Origin of the sequence: Streptomyces sp. A012304, assembly GCF_026008495.1 — a bacterium.
Lineage (GTDB): Bacteria > Actinomycetota > Actinomycetes > Streptomycetales > Streptomycetaceae > Streptomyces.
Genome location: NZ_BQUN01000016.1, coordinates 1 through 16,497 on the forward strand (window position 1 = coordinate 1; position 16,497 = coordinate 16,497).

The 16,497-nt window shown below is 74.5% G+C and carries 12 protein-coding genes; 10 read left to right on the top strand and 2 right to left on the bottom strand.

Annotation, left to right across the window (positions count from 1 at the left end):
• From sucB to ALMP_RS05215, 7 genes are all read left to right on the top strand, one after another.
• Positions 1 to 1,079 (top strand): 2-oxoglutarate dehydrogenase, E2 component, dihydrolipoamide succinyltransferase (sucB, locus tag ALMP_RS05185; RefSeq protein WP_264925004.1); only part of this gene is annotated, 1,079 nt, incomplete at its 5' end.
• Positions 1,080 to 1,278: 199 nt separating this feature from the next.
• Positions 1,279 to 1,917, top strand: a complete 639-nt coding sequence (locus tag ALMP_RS05190) for a GntR family transcriptional regulator (RefSeq protein ID WP_264925005.1) — start codon at positions 1,279 to 1,281, stop codon at positions 1,915 to 1,917.
• A gap of 140 nt (positions 1,918 to 2,057) precedes the next feature.
• Positions 2,058 to 6,671, top strand: a complete 4,614-nt coding sequence (locus ALMP_RS05195; RefSeq protein ID WP_264925006.1) for a cation-transporting P-type ATPase — start codon at positions 2,058 to 2,060, stop codon at positions 6,669 to 6,671.
• A 177-nt stretch (positions 6,672 to 6,848) separates the two neighbouring features.
• Positions 6,849 to 7,304: a hypothetical protein gene (locus ALMP_RS05200; RefSeq protein WP_264925007.1), complete on the top strand. Its 456-nt coding sequence runs from the start codon at positions 6,849 to 6,851 to the stop codon at positions 7,302 to 7,304.
• A gap of 366 nt (positions 7,305 to 7,670) precedes the next feature.
• Positions 7,671 to 10,373 carry a pyruvate dehydrogenase (acetyl-transferring), homodimeric type gene (aceE, locus tag ALMP_RS05205; RefSeq protein WP_264925008.1) on the top strand — a complete coding sequence of 901 codons (2,703 nt, stop codon included), beginning with the start codon at positions 7,671 to 7,673 and terminating at the stop codon, positions 10,371 to 10,373.
• Positions 10,374 to 10,468: 95 nt separating this feature from the next.
• Positions 10,469 to 11,443 carry a YafY family protein gene (locus ALMP_RS05210; protein WP_264925009.1) on the top strand — a complete coding sequence of 325 codons (975 nt, stop codon included), beginning with the start codon at positions 10,469 to 10,471 and terminating at the stop codon, positions 11,441 to 11,443.
• 57 nt (positions 11,444 to 11,500) lie between these two features.
• Positions 11,501 to 12,019 carry a DUF4240 domain-containing protein gene (locus ALMP_RS05215; RefSeq protein WP_264925014.1) on the top strand — a complete coding sequence of 173 codons (519 nt, stop codon included), beginning with the start codon at positions 11,501 to 11,503 and terminating at the stop codon, positions 12,017 to 12,019.
• A gap of 50 nt (positions 12,020 to 12,069) precedes the next feature.
• Here the strand turns inward: ALMP_RS05215 and ALMP_RS05220 are convergent, their stop codons facing one another.
• Positions 12,070 to 12,834 (bottom strand): peptidoglycan recognition protein, encoded by a 765-nt coding sequence (locus ALMP_RS05220; RefSeq protein WP_264925015.1) that lies wholly within the window; start codon positions 12,832 to 12,834, stop codon positions 12,070 to 12,072.
• 305 nt (positions 12,835 to 13,139) lie between these two features.
• Between ALMP_RS05220 and ALMP_RS05225 the strand changes: the two genes are divergently transcribed.
• Entirely contained in the window at positions 13,140 to 14,324 is a 1,185-nt protein-coding gene (locus ALMP_RS05225; protein ID WP_264925010.1) for a MarP family serine protease, read from the top strand.
• A 21-nt stretch (positions 14,325 to 14,345) separates the two neighbouring features.
• Here ALMP_RS05225 and ALMP_RS05230 read toward each other — a convergent pair whose 3' ends face one another.
• The gene (locus ALMP_RS05230; RefSeq protein ID WP_264925011.1) at positions 14,346 to 14,846 is read right to left on the bottom strand and encodes a GNAT family N-acetyltransferase; all 501 of its coding nucleotides are present in this window, start codon (positions 14,844 to 14,846) and stop codon (positions 14,346 to 14,348) included.
• A gap of 68 nt (positions 14,847 to 14,914) precedes the next feature.
• On the opposite strand from ALMP_RS05230, the gene ALMP_RS05235 reads away from it, so the two are divergent.
• Both ALMP_RS05235 and ALMP_RS05240 read left to right on the top strand, forming a co-directional pair.
• Entirely contained in the window at positions 14,915 to 15,808 is an 894-nt protein-coding gene (locus ALMP_RS05235; RefSeq protein WP_264925012.1) for a TIGR01777 family oxidoreductase, read from the top strand.
• 217 nt (positions 15,809 to 16,025) lie between these two features.
• Positions 16,026 to 16,497: FAD-dependent oxidoreductase (locus ALMP_RS05240; RefSeq protein ID WP_264925013.1), on the top strand; the 472-nt coding region annotated here is incomplete at its 3' end.

A 16,497-nucleotide genomic window follows, 5' to 3' on the forward strand; every position in this document is an offset into this window, starting at 1 on the left:
CCCCGGCTCCGGCCCCGGCTGCTCCGGCCGCCCCGGCCGCCGCCGCTCCGGCTCCGGCGCAGCCCGCGGCTCCGGCGCCCGCTCCGGCCGCCCCGGCGCCGGTCACCCCGGCCCCGGCCGCTCCGGCTGCCGCCCAGGCCACCGACGAGGGCGCCTACGTCACCCCGCTGGTGCGCAAGCTCGCCGCCGAGAACGGCGTCGACCTGGGCTCCGTCAAGGGCACCGGCGTCGGCGGCCGCATCCGCAAGCAGGACGTGCTCGCCGCCGCCGAGGCCGCGAAGGCCGCCGCCGCCGCTCCGGCTCCCACCGCCGCCCCGGCCGCCGCCGCGAAGAAGGCCCCGGCGCTGGAGGCCTCCCCGCTGCGCGGCCAGACCGTCAAGATGCCCCGCATCCGCAAGGTCATCGGCGACAACATGGTCAAGGCGCTGCACGAGCAGGCGCAGCTGTCGTCGGTCGTCGAGGTCGACGTCACCCGTCTGATGCGGCTGCGCGCCCAGGCGAAGGACTCCTTCGCGGCGCGCGAGGGCGTCAAGCTCTCCCCGATGCCGTTCTTCGTCAAGGCCGCCGCGCAGGCGCTGAAGGCCCACCCGGTCATCAACGCCAAGATCAACGAGGCCGAGGGCACGATCACCTACTTCGACTCCGAGAACATCGGTATCGCGGTGGACTCCGAGAAGGGCCTGATGACCCCGGTCATCAAGGGCGCCGGCGACCTGAACATCGCCGGTATCGCCAAGGCCACCGCCGACCTGGCGGGCAAGGTCCGGAGCAACAAGATCACCCCGGACGAGCTGGCCGGCGCGACCTTCACCATCTCCAACACCGGTTCGCGCGGTGCGCTGTTCGACACGATCATCGTGCCGCCGGGCCAGGTCGCGATCCTCGGCATCGGTGCCACGGTCAAGCGTCCGGCCGTCATCGAGACGGAGGAGGGCACGGTCATCGGCGTCCGCGACATGACGTACCTGACCCTGTCCTACGACCACCGTCTGGTGGACGGCGCCGACGCCGCGCGTTACCTGACCGCGGTCAAGGCGATCCTGGAGGCGGGCGAGTTCGAGGTCGAGCTCGGCCTCTGAGCCCCAGGAGATATGTGTACGGTGCCCCCGCCGGAGCCCTCGGGCCCCCGGCGGGGGCACCGCGCGTTTCCGGAGCGTGTAAGTCTCGTCTCACCTGCGGGAAAGCGCCCCCTTGCGCCCCTCCGGGACGGCCGGGCGGCCTTATTGTCTAAACGTCAAACGCCCTGGGGGCCTGCGGGCCCCTCCCGAAGGAGCCTTCATGACCGCGCCCGTCGTCCACTCGCTGCGCGAACAGATCCGCGAGCACATCCTCGAAGGGATCATCAGCGGGCGCTGGAAGCCGGGCGAGCGGATCGTGGAGCGGCGGATCGCGACCGAACTGGAGGTCAGCCAGACGCCCGTGCGGGAGGCCCTGCGCGAGCTGGAGTCGCTGCGGCTGATCGAGTCGGCACCCAACAAGGGCGTACGAGTGCGGAATCTGACCGCCGCCGACCTGGAGGAGTCGTATCCCGTGCGGGCCGGTCTGGAGGCGATCGCGGCCGAGCTGGCGGCGGAGCGGCTGGCCGAGGACTGCTCGGCGCTGGCGCCGCACGTCACCGCGCTGTACGAGGCCGATCGCCACGCCGACGGAACCGCCCAGGTCCGGCACACGGTCGCCTTCCACCGGGAGATGGTCCGGGCCGCCGGCAACTCGGTGCTGCTGCACACCTGGGAAGGCCTGGGCATCGAGGTCTTCACGACCCTGTCCATCCGCTGGCTGGGCACGATCCAGCAGTCCTACGCGGAGGAGCACGAGGAGCTGGTGGAGGCGTTCCGGCGGCGGGATCCGGACATCGGCCGGCTGGTGAAGGAGCATGTGCTGGGCTGCGCGCCGCGCGCCGCGGACGATGCCTCCTGACGTTCGGTGACGCTCGGCCACCCGGCCCAACCGGCGTGGTCCTGCCAGGCGGGGCTGCCGTGACGCGCACATACTTGTGGGAGCCGTGTCGTCCTCCGAGGCGGTGAACTCGCCCGTCGTCGGCCGATCGTGGAGGCCGCGTGATCCGGCCAGTGCTCTCGTCGCTGTCGCCCGCGTCGTTGCCGGCGTCGGTGGTGCCCTCGATGGTCCGCGCCGTGACCGCCACCGCGTCGGCGGTCCGGTCCGCCGCGCAGGGGCTGACCGCCGTACCGGCGGCGCTGCCCGTGGTGGGTCCGCTGCTGCGGCCCGGCACGGCCGGGACCTGGCGGACGCCCGGTGGTGTGCAGATCGAGACCCGGCGTCTGGGACGGCCCGGGACGGCTGCGGCGGCCCGTGAGCTGGAGGCCGCGCTGCGCCGCGTGCCGGGGGTGAGCCGGGCGGAGGTGAACGGCGCGCTGGGCTGTGTGTACGTCGGCTGTGAGCCGTCGACCGACCCGGAGGCCCTCGCCGGTCTCGTCGCCGCGGCGGACGACGCCGTCGACCAGGAGCGGGCGGCGCGCGACGAGGGCGCCCCGCGGGCGGAGCGGGCGCGGCCCCCCGTCGGCTGGCCCGGGGCGGCGCAGGCCCGGCTGGGCGCGGCCGTCCGGCTGGGCGCGGGGCTGGTGTCGGTGGGCGTGGCGTCGGTGGGCAACGTGGTGGGGCTGCGGGGGCTGCCACCGGTGGTGATCTCGGCGGTGCAGTTGACGGAGTCCACGCCGCTGCTGCGCGACGGCCTGGCCCGAGTGATCGGCGAGACGGCGGCCGAGCGGAGCTTCGCCGCGGCGAACCTGCTGGTGACGACGTTGACGTTCCGGCCGCTGGGGGCCACGGTGGGCGCCGTGATGGCCGCGTCCCGCTACGCGGAGGTGCAGGCCCGGCGCGGTGCCTGGGGGGAGTGGGCGCGCCGGCTGGCCGTCCACGAGGGCACCTACCGCCATGACGCCGTACCGGGCTCGGAACGGCCCGCGCCGCTGCCGTCGGCGCCGGGCGACCGGTACGCGCGGGTGGCGGCACCGGCGGCGCTCACGGCCTACGGCCTCACCGGGTTCGGCGGGCTCGGCCACGACCGGGCGCTGGCGCTGCTGATCGCCGGGACTCCGCGGGGGCCCCACTTCGGCCGCGAGGCCTTCGCGTCCTCGGCGGCCCGCGTCGTCTCCGCCCGCGGCGCCCTGGTGCTGCGCCCGGTCGCCCTGCGCCGCATGGACCGTGTCGACACGGTGGTCCTCGACGCCCGCGTCCTGGCCACGGGCGGCTGGACGGTGGAGGCGGTGCTGCGCCTGCCGCCGGGCGGGGACGGGGGCGAGGGGCGGCCGGACGACGACGATGTGCGGCTGCGGGTCCATGAGCTGATCGAGGCGGACGGGCAGCCGCGGTGGCGGGCCCGGTACGGAATGGTGTCGTTGCCGCCGCGGCGGCGTGACGGGTGGGAGGTGCGGCCGTTCGACGCGACGGGCGACGGCCCGCTCCTGGCGTCGGAGACGGCCGCACGGGTGCGGGGGTGGGACGAGGAGGGGGCGCAGGTGATGCTCGTGCTGCGGCAGGGCGAGCCGGTGGCCCTCGCGGCGCTGGTTCCTCAACTGCACCCGCTCGCCCACCACTTGGTGCGCGCGGCCCGGGAGTGCGGGCGGGTGTGGCTGGTGGGCGGGCCGCCGGGGCTGCACCGGCGGTTCGGGCTGAGCCGGGCGATGCCCGTCGGGGGCCGGCGCACGGCCGCGCTGGTCCGCTCGCTCCAGGCGCAGGGTCACGGTGTGGCGGTGGTCTCGGCGCGGACGAGACGCGCCCTCGTCCGCGGGGACCTGGGCATCGGGGTGATCACGGGCTCGCGGCACGTGCCGTGGGACAGCGATGTCGCCGCCCCGCCCGATGTGGTCCATCTGCTGCTGACGGCGCTGCCGGAGGCCCGGCGGATCAACCGGCTGTGCACCCGGCTGGAGGGCGCCGGCGCCGCGCTGGGCTGCGCCCTCGGCCTCCTGGTCCCCGGCCCGCGGCCCTGGGCCCGGGCCCGCCTGGCGTCCGAGGCGGTGACCGTCGCCGGGGTCACGGCGGGCTTCTGGGCGGGGTGGCGGCTGCGCGGCCGGCCGATCCCGGCGGCCACCGAGCGGACCCCCTGGCACGCCCTGTCGGTGCGGCAGGTGATGACCCGGCTGGGCACGTCGTCCCGGGGGCTGGACGAGGCGGAGGCCGCCCGGCGCCGGCAGTTCGCGGGCGACGAGCGGCACGACGGTGCCGTCACCCTGGTCGGCCGGATCGCGGAGGAGCTGGCGAATCCGCTCACGCCCGTCCTGGCGATCGGCGGTGGCATCTCGGCGGCTCTCGGCTCCGTCCTGGACTCCGTGCTGATCGGTGGGGTCCTCGGGGTGGACGCGCTGGTGGGCGGGGTGCAGCGGCAGCGGGCCGACAAGGCGGCGCGACGGCTGGTGGAGTCGACCTCGGCGCGGGTGCGGGTGCGTCGGCCCGGCCGGGCGGAGGCGGTGGAGGCGGCCGGTGAGCAGCTGGTGCGCGGTGATGTGATCGAGCTGCGGGCCGGGGACGCCGTCCCGGCGGACTGCCGGGTGGTGCGGGCGACGGGGCTGGAGGCGGACGAGTCCAGCCTCACCGGCGAGTCCCTGCCCGTCGCCAAGGGCCCGGCCCCGACGGCGGCCCGGGCGGTCGCGGACCGCACGTCGATGCTGTACCAGGGGACGACGGTGGCGGCCGGCCACGCGCTCGCCGTGGTCGTCGCCACGGGGCCGGCCACCGAGGCGGGCAGCGCGGCGCAGGCGACGCCGGAGGCCGGACCGCCGGAGAGCGGGGTCGAGCGGCGGCTGAAGGCGCTGGGCCGCTGGTTCCTGCCGCTGTCGGTCGCCGCCGGCGTCGTCCTGCTGGTGGTGGACCTGCTGCGCCGGCGGCCGCTCGGCGCCGCCCTGGGGTCCGCGGTGAGCCTGTGCGTGGCCGCCGTGCCGGAGGGGCTGCCGTTCGTCGCCACCGTCGCGGAGCTGGCGGCGGCGCGCCGGCTGTCCCGCCGCGACACCCTGGTGCGCAGCGCCTCCACCATCGAGGCGCTGGGCCGCACCGACGTGCTGTGCTTCGACAAGACCGGCACTCTCACCGAGGGCCGGATCACCCTCCAGCAGGTGTCGGACGGCCTGGAGCGCCGCCCGCCGGACCGGCTCACCCCGGCGCTGAGCCGGGTCGTCGCCACGGCGGCCCTGGCCGGTCCGCCGGGCGAGGCCGCGACGCTCGCGCATCCCACCGACCGTGCCATCGCGGCCGGTGCCGAGCTGCTCGGCGCGGCACCCGCCCGGGCCGCCGGGCTGGGCTCGGACTCCTGGGAGCGGATCGCGGAGGTGCCGTTCGAGCCGGGGCGTGGCTACCACGCGGTGCTGGGGCGGGCCGACAGTGAGACGCGGATGGTCGTCAAGGGGGCGCCGGAGGTGGTGCTGGCCCGGTGCGAGCAGGTCCGCCGGGGTGCGGCCGCGGAGCCGTTCGACGACCGGACGCGGCGGGAGACCGAGGCGGAGATCGACCGGCTGGCCCGGCGCGGCCTGCGGGTCCTGGCGGTCGCCGAGCGGGTGCTGCCCCCGGGGGCGGACGGTCCCGCGGAGCTCGGGGACGAGGACGTCGACGGTCTGTGTCTGCTGGGGCTGCTGGGGCTCGCGGACCCGGTGCGGGCGACCGCCGCCGAGAGCGTGGACCGGCTGGCGCGGGCGGGTGTGCGGATCGTGATGCTCACCGGGGACCATCCCAGCACCGCCGCCGCGATCGCGCGGGAACTGCAGCCCGCGCGGGAGCCCCGGCTGATGACCGGGGTGGAGCTGGACGCCCTGGACGACGCCGAGCTCGCCCGGACGCTGCCGGACATCACCGTGTTCGCCCGGGTCACCCCGGCGCACAAGGTGCGGATCGTCACCGCGCTGCGCGAGGCGGGCCGGGTCGTGGCGGTGACGGGCGACGGCGCCAACGACGCGCCCGCCATCCGGATCGCCGACGTCGGGATCGCTCTCGGCTCCCGGGCCACCCCGGCGGCGCGGGCCGCGGCCGACGTGGTCGTCGCCGACGACCGCATCGAGACGATCGTCGACGCGTTCGTCGAGGGGCGGGCGATGTGGGCGTCCGTGCGCAAGGCGCTGGGCACCCTGCTCGGCGGCAACCTCGGGGAGATCGCCTTCACCCTGGCGACCACGCTGTTCACCGGCCGCAGCGCGCTCAACGCTCGCCAGTTGCTGCTGGTCAACCTGCTGACCGACATGCTGCCCGCCCTCGCCATCGCCGCCCGGCCGCCGGCCGACCGGGCCGACCGGCTGCTGGCGGAGGGGCCCGAGGCCTCGCTCGGCAGGGCCCTGACGCGCGACATCCGGCTGCGCGCGGTGACCACCACGGCGGCGGCCGGGATCGCCTGGATCGTCGCCCGGGGCAGTGGCACCCGGGCGCGCGCCGACACGGTGGCCTTGGTCACCCTGGTGACGTCGCAGCTGTTCCAGACGGCGCTGGACGCGGGCCGCGACCCCGTGGTCGCCGCGGCCGTGGTCGGGTCGTTGCTGGTGCTGGGCGCGGTGGTGAGCGTTCCCGGGCTCAGCCACTTCTTCGGCAGCCGGGCCCTGGGGCCGGCGGGCTGGACGATCGCGCTGGTGTCGGCGGCGGGCTCGGTGCTGGTGCCCGTCGTGGTGCCGGCCGTGGCACGCGGGCTCACCGGCGCGCAAGGCTCACCGGGCCGCACGTCCTCACCACGATCCTGACCCAGGTGGCGGTCGCCCGCCTGTCCCTCCACCTGTGGAGGTCCCTCGGCGCCCACACCGGCCGCCCGGTCGCCGCCACCACCTGACGGGATTTCGTACGCTTCCCCGTACATATGATGGGAAGTTGGTAGGAAAGAGCAGTTTTCCACCTATACGCCCCCTCAGGGGAGGACGGCGATGACTTCCCCAGAACAGATCAGACAAGCACAGCAGGAGCCGCAGGCACCCGCCGAGCAGCGCGAGGAACACAAGCCGGGCCATGAGGGCCACACGGGCGGCCATGTCGTCCACCTGCACACCGCGCACCCCCACATCCCCATCCCGTACGTGACGCCGGGCGACATGTTCTCCGACATGCGTACGGCCACGTCGGCGGCGGCCTCGATGGTGCCCTCGCCCCGCAAGCTGGTCCTCTACGGCCTCCTCGGCGGCATGGCCGCAGCCGGAGCCATGGCATGGCCCGTCGCGGTGGCCGTCGGCGCCGCGACCGAAGTGATCACCCGGGAGCAGGCCGCGCGGCAGCGCGAGGAACACGAGCGCATCGAGCGGACCCGCGCCGTGCGCGAGCAGGGCGGACCGCCCACCGGCGAGCGGACGCAGGCGCCACGGACCGAGCAGGGGGCGCTGACCTGACCGTCCGCACCACCGAGCGCGGGGCCCGCTCGGCCGACCGTCGTGGGCGCGCGGGCCCGACCGGGCCCGCGCGCCCACGTCACGTGCGCCCAAGCTAGCTCACCGCACCTCAGGTGAGCAGCGAAAACGCGGCACCGCGTGCCCGGATTCACGGCACGGAATGCCAATTTCTGTGTTTCGGATGTTTTTCCACCGTCTACCCTTTGATCGATCATCGATCACGGGGTTACAGTCGCCGACGGGCCACGCGGAGACGCCGCACATCGTCACCGCACCCGAGCCCACCGCCCTGTCCTGCCAAAGACCAAGGGCACCCCCGAACCCTTACCGATGAGGGAACCCCCTTCGACTGAGGAAGGCGGCGACATGACCGACCCCAACGCCATCCAGCCGAGCGAGCTCGACCAGCTCCCGGACCGCGACCCGGAGGAGACCGCCGAATGGCAGGCCTCCCTGGACGCCGTCGCCCAGGCTGCCGGGCCGCACCGTGCCGCGTACCTGATGCGCCGCACGCTGGAGCGCGCCGAGGGGAGCGGCATCGCCCTGCCGAAGCTCCTCGAGACCGACTACGTCAACACCATCCCCACCGCCGCCGAGCCCGCCGTGCCCGGTGACGAGGAGATGGAGGAGCGGATCACCGCCTGGAACCGCTGGAACGCGGCCGCCATGGTGACCCGCGGCAGCAAGTACGGCGTCGGCGGCCACATCGCCACCTTCGCCTCCGCCGCCTGGCTGTACGAGACCGGCTTCAACCACTTCTTCAAGGGCAAAGAGGCCGACGGCTCCGGCGACCAGCTCTACATCCAGGGCCACGCCTCCCCCGGCATCTACGCCCGCGCCTTCCTCGACGGCCGGCTGAACGAGACCCACCTCGACAACTTCCGCCGCGAGGCCGGCGGCAACGGTCTGCCGTCCTACCCGCACCCGCGCCGCCTGCCCTGGCTGTGGGAGTTCCCGACGGTGTCGATGGGCCTCGGCCCGCTCTCCGCCATCTACCAGGCGCGCTTCAACCGCTACCTCACCAACCGCGGCATCAAGGACACCTCCGCCTCGCACGTGTGGGCGTTCCTCGGCGACGGCGAGATGGACGAGCCCGAGTCGACGGCGGCCCTCGCGCTCGCCGCCCGTGAGGAGCTGGACAACCTCACCTTCGTCATCAACTGCAACCTCCAGCGCCTCGACGGCCCGGTCCGCGCCAACTTCAAGATCGTGCAGGAGCTGGAGGCCCAGTTCCGCGGCGCCGGCTGGAACGTCGTCAAGACGCTGTGGGGCTCGGCCTGGGACGAGCTGTTCCGGCTCGACACCACCGGCGCGCTGGTACGCCGTCTGCGCGAGGTACCCGACGCCCAGGTGCAGACGTACCAGACCCGCGGCGCCGCCTACATCCGCGAGGACTTCTTCGGCAAGGACCCGGCGCTCGCCGAGATGGCGAAGCTGCTGAGCGACGACAAGATCCTCGAGTGCTTCCACTTCTCGCGCGGCGGTCACGAGCCGCGCAAGGTGTACGCCGCCTACCGGGCCGCGCTCTCCCACAAGGGCGCGCCGACGGTGATCCTGGCCCAGACCGTCAAGGGCAACACCCTCGGTGAGGGCTTCGCGTCGAAGAACGCCAACCACCAGATGAAGAAGCTGACGGTGGACGAGTTCAAGACGATGCGCGATCTGCTCGGCCTGCCGATCAAGGACAGCGACTTCGTCGACGGTGTCGTCCCCTACGGGCACCCCGGCGCCGACTCCCCCGAGGTCCGCTACCTCCAGGAGCGCCGCGCGGCCCTCGGCGGCCCGGCCCCGGCCCGCCGTACGCACGCGCTGGCCCCGCTGCCCGCGCCCGCCGAGAAGGCGTTCACCTCCTTCGACAAGGGCTCGGGCTCGCAGAACGTCGCCACCACCATGGCGTTCGTCCGGCTGATCAAGGACCTGGTCCGCGACAAGGAGACCGGCCGGCGCTGGGTGCCGATCGTCCCCGACGAGGCGCGCACCTTCGGCATGGAGTCGCTGTTCCCGTCGCTCGGGATCTACTCCCCCAAGGGCCAGACGTACGAGCCGGTCGACCGCGACCAGCTGATGTACTACAAGGAGGCCAAGAACGGCCAGATCCTCAACGAGGGGATCACCGAGGCCGGTTCGATGGCCGACTTCATCGCCGCCGCGACGTCGTACGCGACGCACGGCGAGGCGATGATCCCCTTCTACATCTTCTACTCGATGTTCGGCTGGCAGCGCACGGCCGACCAGATGTGGCAGCTCGGCGACCAGCTCGGCCGCGGCTTCCTCGTCGGCGCCACGGCCGGCCGCACCACGCTGACCGGTGAGGGCCTCCAGCACGCCGACGGCCACTCCCCCGCGATCGCCGCGACCAACCCGGCCGCGCTGACGTACGACCCGGCGTTCGCGTACGAGGTCGCCGTCATCGTCAAGGACGGTCTGCGCCGGATGTACGGCGAGGCGGCGCCGGGTGAGGACCCGGACGTCTTCTACTACCTGACGGTCTACAACGAGCCGCTGCCGCAGCCGGCCAAGCCGGCGGGTCTCGGCGTCGACGAGGGCATCGTCAAGGGCCTGTACCGCTTCAACACGGCCGAGTCGGCGGGTGTGACCGTGCCGGCCAACGCCCCGCGCGTCCAGCTGCTGGGCTCCGGTACGGCGATCCACTGGGCGCTGACCGCGCAGAAACTGCTCGCCGAGGAGTGGGGCGTGGCCGCCGACGTGTGGTCCGCGACCTCCTGGACCGAGCTGCGCCGTGACGCGCTGGAGGCCGACGCGGCCCTGCTGCGCGGCGAGGAGCGGGTGCCGTACGTCCGTCAGGCGCTCCAGGGTGCCGAGGGTCCGGTGCTGGCGGTCTCCGACTACATGCGCCAGGTGCCCGACCAGATCGCGCAGTGGGTCGAGCAGGACTGGTCCTCGCTGGGCGCCGACGGCTTCGGTCTGTCGGACACCCGTGAGGCGGCCCGCCGGCACTTCGGCGTCGACGCCGAGTCGATCGTCGTCGCGGCGCTGGCCCAGCTCGCCCGGCGCGGCGAGGTCAAGGCGACCGCGGTGAAGGAAGCACGCGAGAAGTACGGCCTGTAGGCCCGCGGCCCGCGGGGCAACGGTTGCTGTCCGAAGGGGCACGGCGGTTCCGCCGTGCCCCTTCGCTGTCGGTGGGGCCCGGCATGATGGGCCCCATGCGTGCTGCCCGGCTGATCAGAATGGTGCTGTTGCTCCAGGCGCGGCCGTCCATGACCGCCGCCGAGCTGGCGAGCGAGCTGGAGGTGTCGGAGCGGACCGTCACGCGCGACGCGCAGGCGCTGTCGGAGGCCGGCGTGCCGGTGTACGCGGAGCGCGGGCGGGCCGGGGGCTACCGGCTGGTCGGCGGGTACCGGACGCGGCTGACGGGGCTGGCGCGCGGCGAGGCCGAGGCGTTGTTCCTGAGCGGGGTGCCGGGGGCGCTGCGGGAGATGGGGCTGGAGGACGCGGCCTCGGCGGCCCGGCTGAAGGTGTCGGCGGCGCTGATGCCCTCCCTGCGGGACGCCCCGAACACGGCGGCGCAGCGCTTCCATCTGGACGCCCCGGGCTGGTTCCAGGAGCCGAAGACGCCGGAGCTGCTGCCGGTGATCGCGGACGCGGTGTGGGACGACCGGCTGGTGGCCGCCCGTTACCGGCGGGCGGAGGGCGAGGTCGAGCGCGCGCTGGAGCCGTACGGGCTCGTGCTGAAGGCGGGCGTCTGGTACCTGTGCGCGCGGGTGGTGGGGACGGGGTCGTTCCGGACATACCGCATCGACCGGTTCTGTGGCGCGGAGGCGCTGAAGGATCGTTTCCGCCGGGACGAGGACTTCGATCTGCCGGGCTTCTGGGCGGAGCAGGCCGAGCGGTTCGCGCGGTCGATCCTGCGGGCCGAGGTGGTGCTGCGGCTGTCGCGGGCGGGTGTGCGGAGGCTGCCGTACGTGGTGGATCCCGTGGCGGCGCGGGACGCCCTGGCGGCGGCCGGGGAGCCGGACGAGGCGGGCCGGGTGACGGTCGTGCTGCGCGTGGAGTCGGAGGACGTGGCGCACAGCCAGCTCACGGCGCTGGGGGCGCAGGCCGAGGTGGTCTCCCCGCCGTCCCTGCGCCGGCGGTTCGCCGAGGAGGCGGAGCGGCTGGCGGAGCTGTACCGGACATGACCGTCGGGTGCACTCCGGGTGCGGCCCACCCGTCCAGGCAGGATGCTGGGACGCGTGATGGACGAGACGGAGTTCTGGGAATTGGTCGACGCCACCCGTGAGGCGGCCGAGGGCGACCCGGAGGAGCAGGCCGACCTGCTCGTGGACCGGCTCCTTCAGCTGGAGCCGGACATGGTCCTGGACTTCGCCCGTCACTTCGAGGCCCGCTACAACCGCGCCTACACCTGGGATCTGTGGGGTGCCGCGTGGGTGCTGCTGGACGGGGCGAGCGACGACGCCTTCGACTTCTTCCGGTGCTGGCTGATCGGTCAGGGCCGGGAGGTGTACGAGGGGGCCGTGCACGACCCGGACTCGCTCGCGGAGCTGCTGGACGACTTCGACGAGGAGGTCGACGGCGACGGCGAGGAGCTGGGCTACGCGGCGGACGAGGCGTACGAGCAGCTCACCGGGACCGTCGCCCCGGATCTCGGGATCGCGCCCGCGCCGGCCGAGCCCGCGGGGACGCCGGTCGACCTGGAGGACGAGCGGGCGCTCGCGGAGCGCCTCCCGCGGCTGTGGGAGCGCTTCAAGGAGTGAACCGTGTGGGCCCGCTAGCGGAGCTACTCGGGCTTTCGGCAACGCGGACCCTACGGGCTCCCTGTGAGCGTGCGGCCCTGGAGGCGGGCGGCCCTGTCGCGGATCTCCGGCAGGCGGGCGCTGAGGGCGGCGCCGGGGCAGCTCGTCATGTAGCCGTCCTTGTGGCCGGCGAGGGCGGGCAGGGTGGCCGTGGCTCCGGCGGCGTACCGGCTGTGGCTGTTGCTGGAGGTGAGGCGGACCGTCGCCCGGGGGTCGACGCCGGCCATGCCGAGCTTCCAGGCGGCGAGGGCGGCGATCGCGTCGATCATCGGCTGCGGGACCGGGACGCCGGCGGTGAACGTGCCGAGCGCGGCGATGCCGGCGGTGCGGTGGTTGAAGCCCTGGGTGTGCGCGCCGGTGACGGGCCGGTCGACGCCGCCCGCGCGGCCCTCGTAGATGGTGCCGCAGCGGTCGACGAGGAAGTTGTAGCCGATGTCGTCCCAGTGGCGGCTACTGGTCTGGCCCGCGTACAGGTGGCGGATCACGCGGGGCGCGTCGGCGCAGTCGTAGCCGTTGGGCGAGTCGGTGTGGTGGACGAAGACGGCGACCACCTTGTCGTCGTAGCGCGGGGGCGGCCGGGTCCCCTGGGCGGCGCCGGTCAGCCAGGCCGAGCGCGGCACGATGCGCGGGCGCGCGGCGGGATGCGCGGCGTGCGGGTGCGCCGCCCGGGGGACGGGCCGCACGGCGAGTCCGGCGGTGGCGGCCCGCTCGACCCCCCGCGCGCACAGCACCAGCGCGAGAACAGCGGCGAGCCCCGGCACACAACCGAGCACCACGAGCACCGTCCCCGGCACACGGCGGGGCACACGGCGCGCGTCCGCCGCACGCACCGGACGACGCCCCCTCCCCCGCACACGGCGGGAGAGGGCTCGCAGGGATCGGAGGGCGTGCATGGTCTCACTGTCGGGTGGGCGGGCCGTGCCCGCGATGTGTGCTGTGCCACCCGGTGGAACCATCGTCCTGGTCCGCGACGTTTTCCGGGGTACACGCACGCGTGGCCGGTTCCGGAGCGTGCCGCGCGCGAGGCTGATCACCGGGCCCGTCCCCCACGTACTAAGGGGTCCGAGAGAAAGGCGGCTCCGTGGACCTGCTCGACATCCTGCTGGTGCTGGTGATCCTCGCCTACGCGGGTTCCGGCTATCGGCGCGGCCTGCTGGCCGGCTGCGTCTCGCTCGCCGGGTTCGTGGGCGGCGCGGCGGTGGGCGTGTGGGTCCTGCCGTGGGTGATGGACCTGGTGACGCCGGGGACCACGGCGGCGACGGTGACCGCGGTGCTCACCGTGCTGGTCCCGGCGGTGGTGGGCCACGAGCTGGCGGGGCGGCTGGCGCTCCGGCTGCGCCGGGAGCTGGACCGGGGCCCGCTGCGGGTGGCCGACGGCATCGGCGGGGCCGCGGCGAACGCGGTGGCGGTGCTGATCGTGGCGTGGGTCGCGGCGAGCGTGCTGGCCGCGTCCTCGTCGACGGTGGTGAACTCCGCGATCCGGGACTCACGGCTGCTGGGGGCGGTGCAGGACGCGATGCCGGACACCACGCCCGCCTGGTTCTCCGACGCGACCTCCGCGCTCACCCAGGCCGGTTTCCCGCAGGTCTTCAACCCGTTCGAGAACGAGTCGACGGCCGAGGTCGCCAAGCCGTCCGGCGACAGCGTCACGGCGAGCGCGACCAACGCGGCCAAGCTGAGCACGGTGAAGATCGAGGGCGTCGCCGGCGACCAGGGCCGCGAGGGCAGCGGGTTCGTGTACGCCGCGGAGCACGTGATGACCAACGCCCATGTGGTGGCCGGCATCGACGAGCCGACCGTACGCGTCGGCGGCGTGGGGCGGTCGTACGAGGCGCGGGTGGTGCTGTTCGACCCGGAGAAGGACGTGGCCGTGCTGTACGTGCCGGACCTCAGGGCGCCCGTCCTGCGGTTCGACGACAGCGCGTCGCGCGGCGACTCCGCGGTCGTCGCGGGGTATCCGCAGGACGGGGACCTCAACCTCCAGGCGGCGACCGTCGCGAACCGGATGGAGGCGACGGGCCGCAACATCTACAACGACGCGACCGTCACCCGCGAGATCTACTCGATCCGCTCCACGGTCCGGCCCGGAAACTCCGGCGGCCCGCTGCTGACCACCGACGGCCGGGTCTTCGGCGTGGTCTTCGCCCGCTCCACCTCGGACGCCGAGACGGGGTACGTCCTGACGGCGACGGAGGTCGCGACGGACGCCGAGCGGGCGGCGACGGCGACGGAACCGGTGGACACGGGCGAGCTGATCACGTCGTAGGCGCGGCTCGCGGCAGCCGGGTCAGGGCAGGGACCGGCCCATGAACACGTCGTCCACGTAGGCGCCGCCGACGAAGAACTCCTCCGGCAGGACGCCCTCCACCACGAACCCCTCCGACTCGTACAGCTTGCGGGCCGGGGTGTTGTGGGCGAGGACGCGCAGCGTGACGCGGCGGGCGCCGCACCGGCGCGACTCCTCGACGGCCGCGCGGATCAGCGCCCGTCCGACACCCCGGCCGCGTGCCTCCTCCGCGACGGCGAGGCCCTGGATCTGGCGCACGTGCGCGTTGGAGGCGAGCGGGGTCGGCGCGCCGAGGCGGACATAGCCGGCGACACGTCCGTCGAGCTCGGCGACCAGGCAGCCCTCGACGCCGTGGCGCCCGCCGAAGAAGGGGCCGTACGGCGGCTGCGGCTCGGGCATGACCGCGTGCAGGGGGGACCACGTCAGGCGGTCGATGAGGGCGAGCGGCTCGTCGTCGTCGGGCCGGGCGGGGCGTATGCGCGGTTCACGGGAGTCGGACATGGCGTCACCCTAGGGCGCGGGCCCGGTCCCGACCGGGCTTTTACCGGGTCACCGGGCAGGATGACCTCATGGAACGGAGACGAATCGCGGTGGCCGGCGCGTCCGGACTGATCGGCGGCGCCCTGGTGCGGTCCCTGACGGCGGACGGGTACGAGGTGGTCCGCCTGGTGCGCCGCGCGCCCCGGGGCGCGGACGAGGCGCGCTGGGACCCCGAGCGGGGGCACGTGGACCCGGCGGGGCTCGCCGGGTGCGACGCGGTGGTCAACCTGGCGGGCGCCGGGGTGGGCGACCGGCGCTGGACGGAGGCGTACAAGAAGCGGATACACGACAGCCGGGTGCACGGCACGGCGGCGCTGGCGCGGGCGGTGGCCGAGATGGACGCACGGCCGCGGGTGTTCGTCAACGGCAGCGCGATCGGCCTCTACGGCGAGACGGGCGAGCGGGTCGTCGACGAGAGCGCGCCCGCCGGGACGGGCTTCCTGCCGGAGCTGTGCGTGGAGTGGGAGGCGGCGGCCGGGCCCGCCCAGCAGGCCGGTGTGCGGACGGTGTTCGCCCGGACGGGTCTGGTCGTGGCGCGCGGCGGCGGGGCCTGGGGACGGTTGTTCCCGCTGTTCCTGGCGGGGCTCGGGGGGCGGATGGGTGACGGCCGGCAGTACTGGTCGTACATCGCGCTGCACGACGAGGTGGCGGCGATCCGGCACCTCATCGACCGTGACGACCTGTCGGGGCCGTTCAACCTGACCGCGCCCGAGCCGCTGACGAACGGTGAGATCACCGCGGCGATGGGGCGGGTGCTGCGCCGGCCGACGCTGTTCTCGGTGCCGGCGCCGGTGCTGCGGACGGTGCTGGGCGAGATGGCCGGCGATGTGCTGGGCAGTGCGCGGGTGGTGCCCAAGCGGCTGCTGGAGTCCGGGTTCACCTTCGCGTTCCCCGGGATCGAGGACGCCATCCGGGCCGCCTGACACCTGCCGGTGCCTGTGCCGACGACCGCCCGACAACGTCTGACGCCCATTCAGGATCGTATGCGAACCGTATGCGACCGCCGTGCGACCGTGCCCTGTTGATGCGCGACTGTTTCCGACCGGCCCGACCCCTACCCTCGATCCGAACTCGGGTATCCCCAAGGGCCGTCGGGGGCATCACGTCTCCACCGGCTGCGCAATCCTCGAGGAGGGGCACGTGCTTGAGCCCGCGAACCAGGCAGACGTCGTCGTGGTGGGGGCCGGCGTCGCCGGACTCGCCGCGGCCCATCGGCTGGCCGGCGCAGGAGTGACGACGGCGGTCCTGGAGGCCGCCCCGTGTGTGGGCGGCCGCATGGCGACCGAGAAGGTCGACGGCTTTCGGCTCGACCGCATCGGACAGCTGCTGTCCACGGCGTATCCCGAACTGGCCCTGACCCCGGGACTGGACGCGCTGGGCCTGCGGCCCTTCGCCCCCGGGGTCCTGCTGCACAGCGACGGACGCCACCACCGCGCGGGCGTCCAGGCGGGCGCGGGGGGCGCAAGGGGCGCACTCCACGCCGTGCGCGCCCTGGCGAGTGCCCCCCGGCCGGGCGCACTGCCCCGGCCCCGTCCGGGCGGCGCGCCCCGCGCGGTGGCCGCGCCGCCCCGGGTCCGCGCGGGCGCCCCGCTGGGCACCGCCGTGGACCAGG

What these genes read in the sequence shown, in the direction of transcription:
- ALMP_RS05190 (WP_264925005.1), top strand. Translation starts at nt 1,279, where the DNA reads ATGACCGCGCCCGTCGTCCACTCGCTGCGCGAACAGATCCGCGAGCAC.
- ALMP_RS05200 (WP_264925007.1), top strand. Translation starts at nt 6,849, where the DNA reads ATGACTTCCCCAGAACAGATCAGACAAGCACAGCAGGAGCCGCAGGCA.
- aceE (WP_264925008.1), top strand. Translation starts at nt 7,671, where the DNA reads ATGACCGACCCCAACGCCATCCAGCCGAGCGAGCTCGACCAGCTCCCG.
- ALMP_RS05210 (WP_264925009.1), top strand. Translation starts at nt 10,469, where the DNA reads ATGCGTGCTGCCCGGCTGATCAGAATGGTGCTGTTGCTCCAGGCGCGG.
- ALMP_RS05215 (WP_264925014.1), top strand. Translation starts at nt 11,501, where the DNA reads ATGGACGAGACGGAGTTCTGGGAATTGGTCGACGCCACCCGTGAGGCG.
- ALMP_RS05230 (WP_264925011.1), bottom strand. Translation starts at nt 14,846, where the DNA reads ATGTCCGACTCCCGTGAACCGCGCATACGCCCCGCCCGGCCCGACGAC.
- ALMP_RS05235 (WP_264925012.1), top strand. Translation starts at nt 14,915, where the DNA reads ATGGAACGGAGACGAATCGCGGTGGCCGGCGCGTCCGGACTGATCGGC.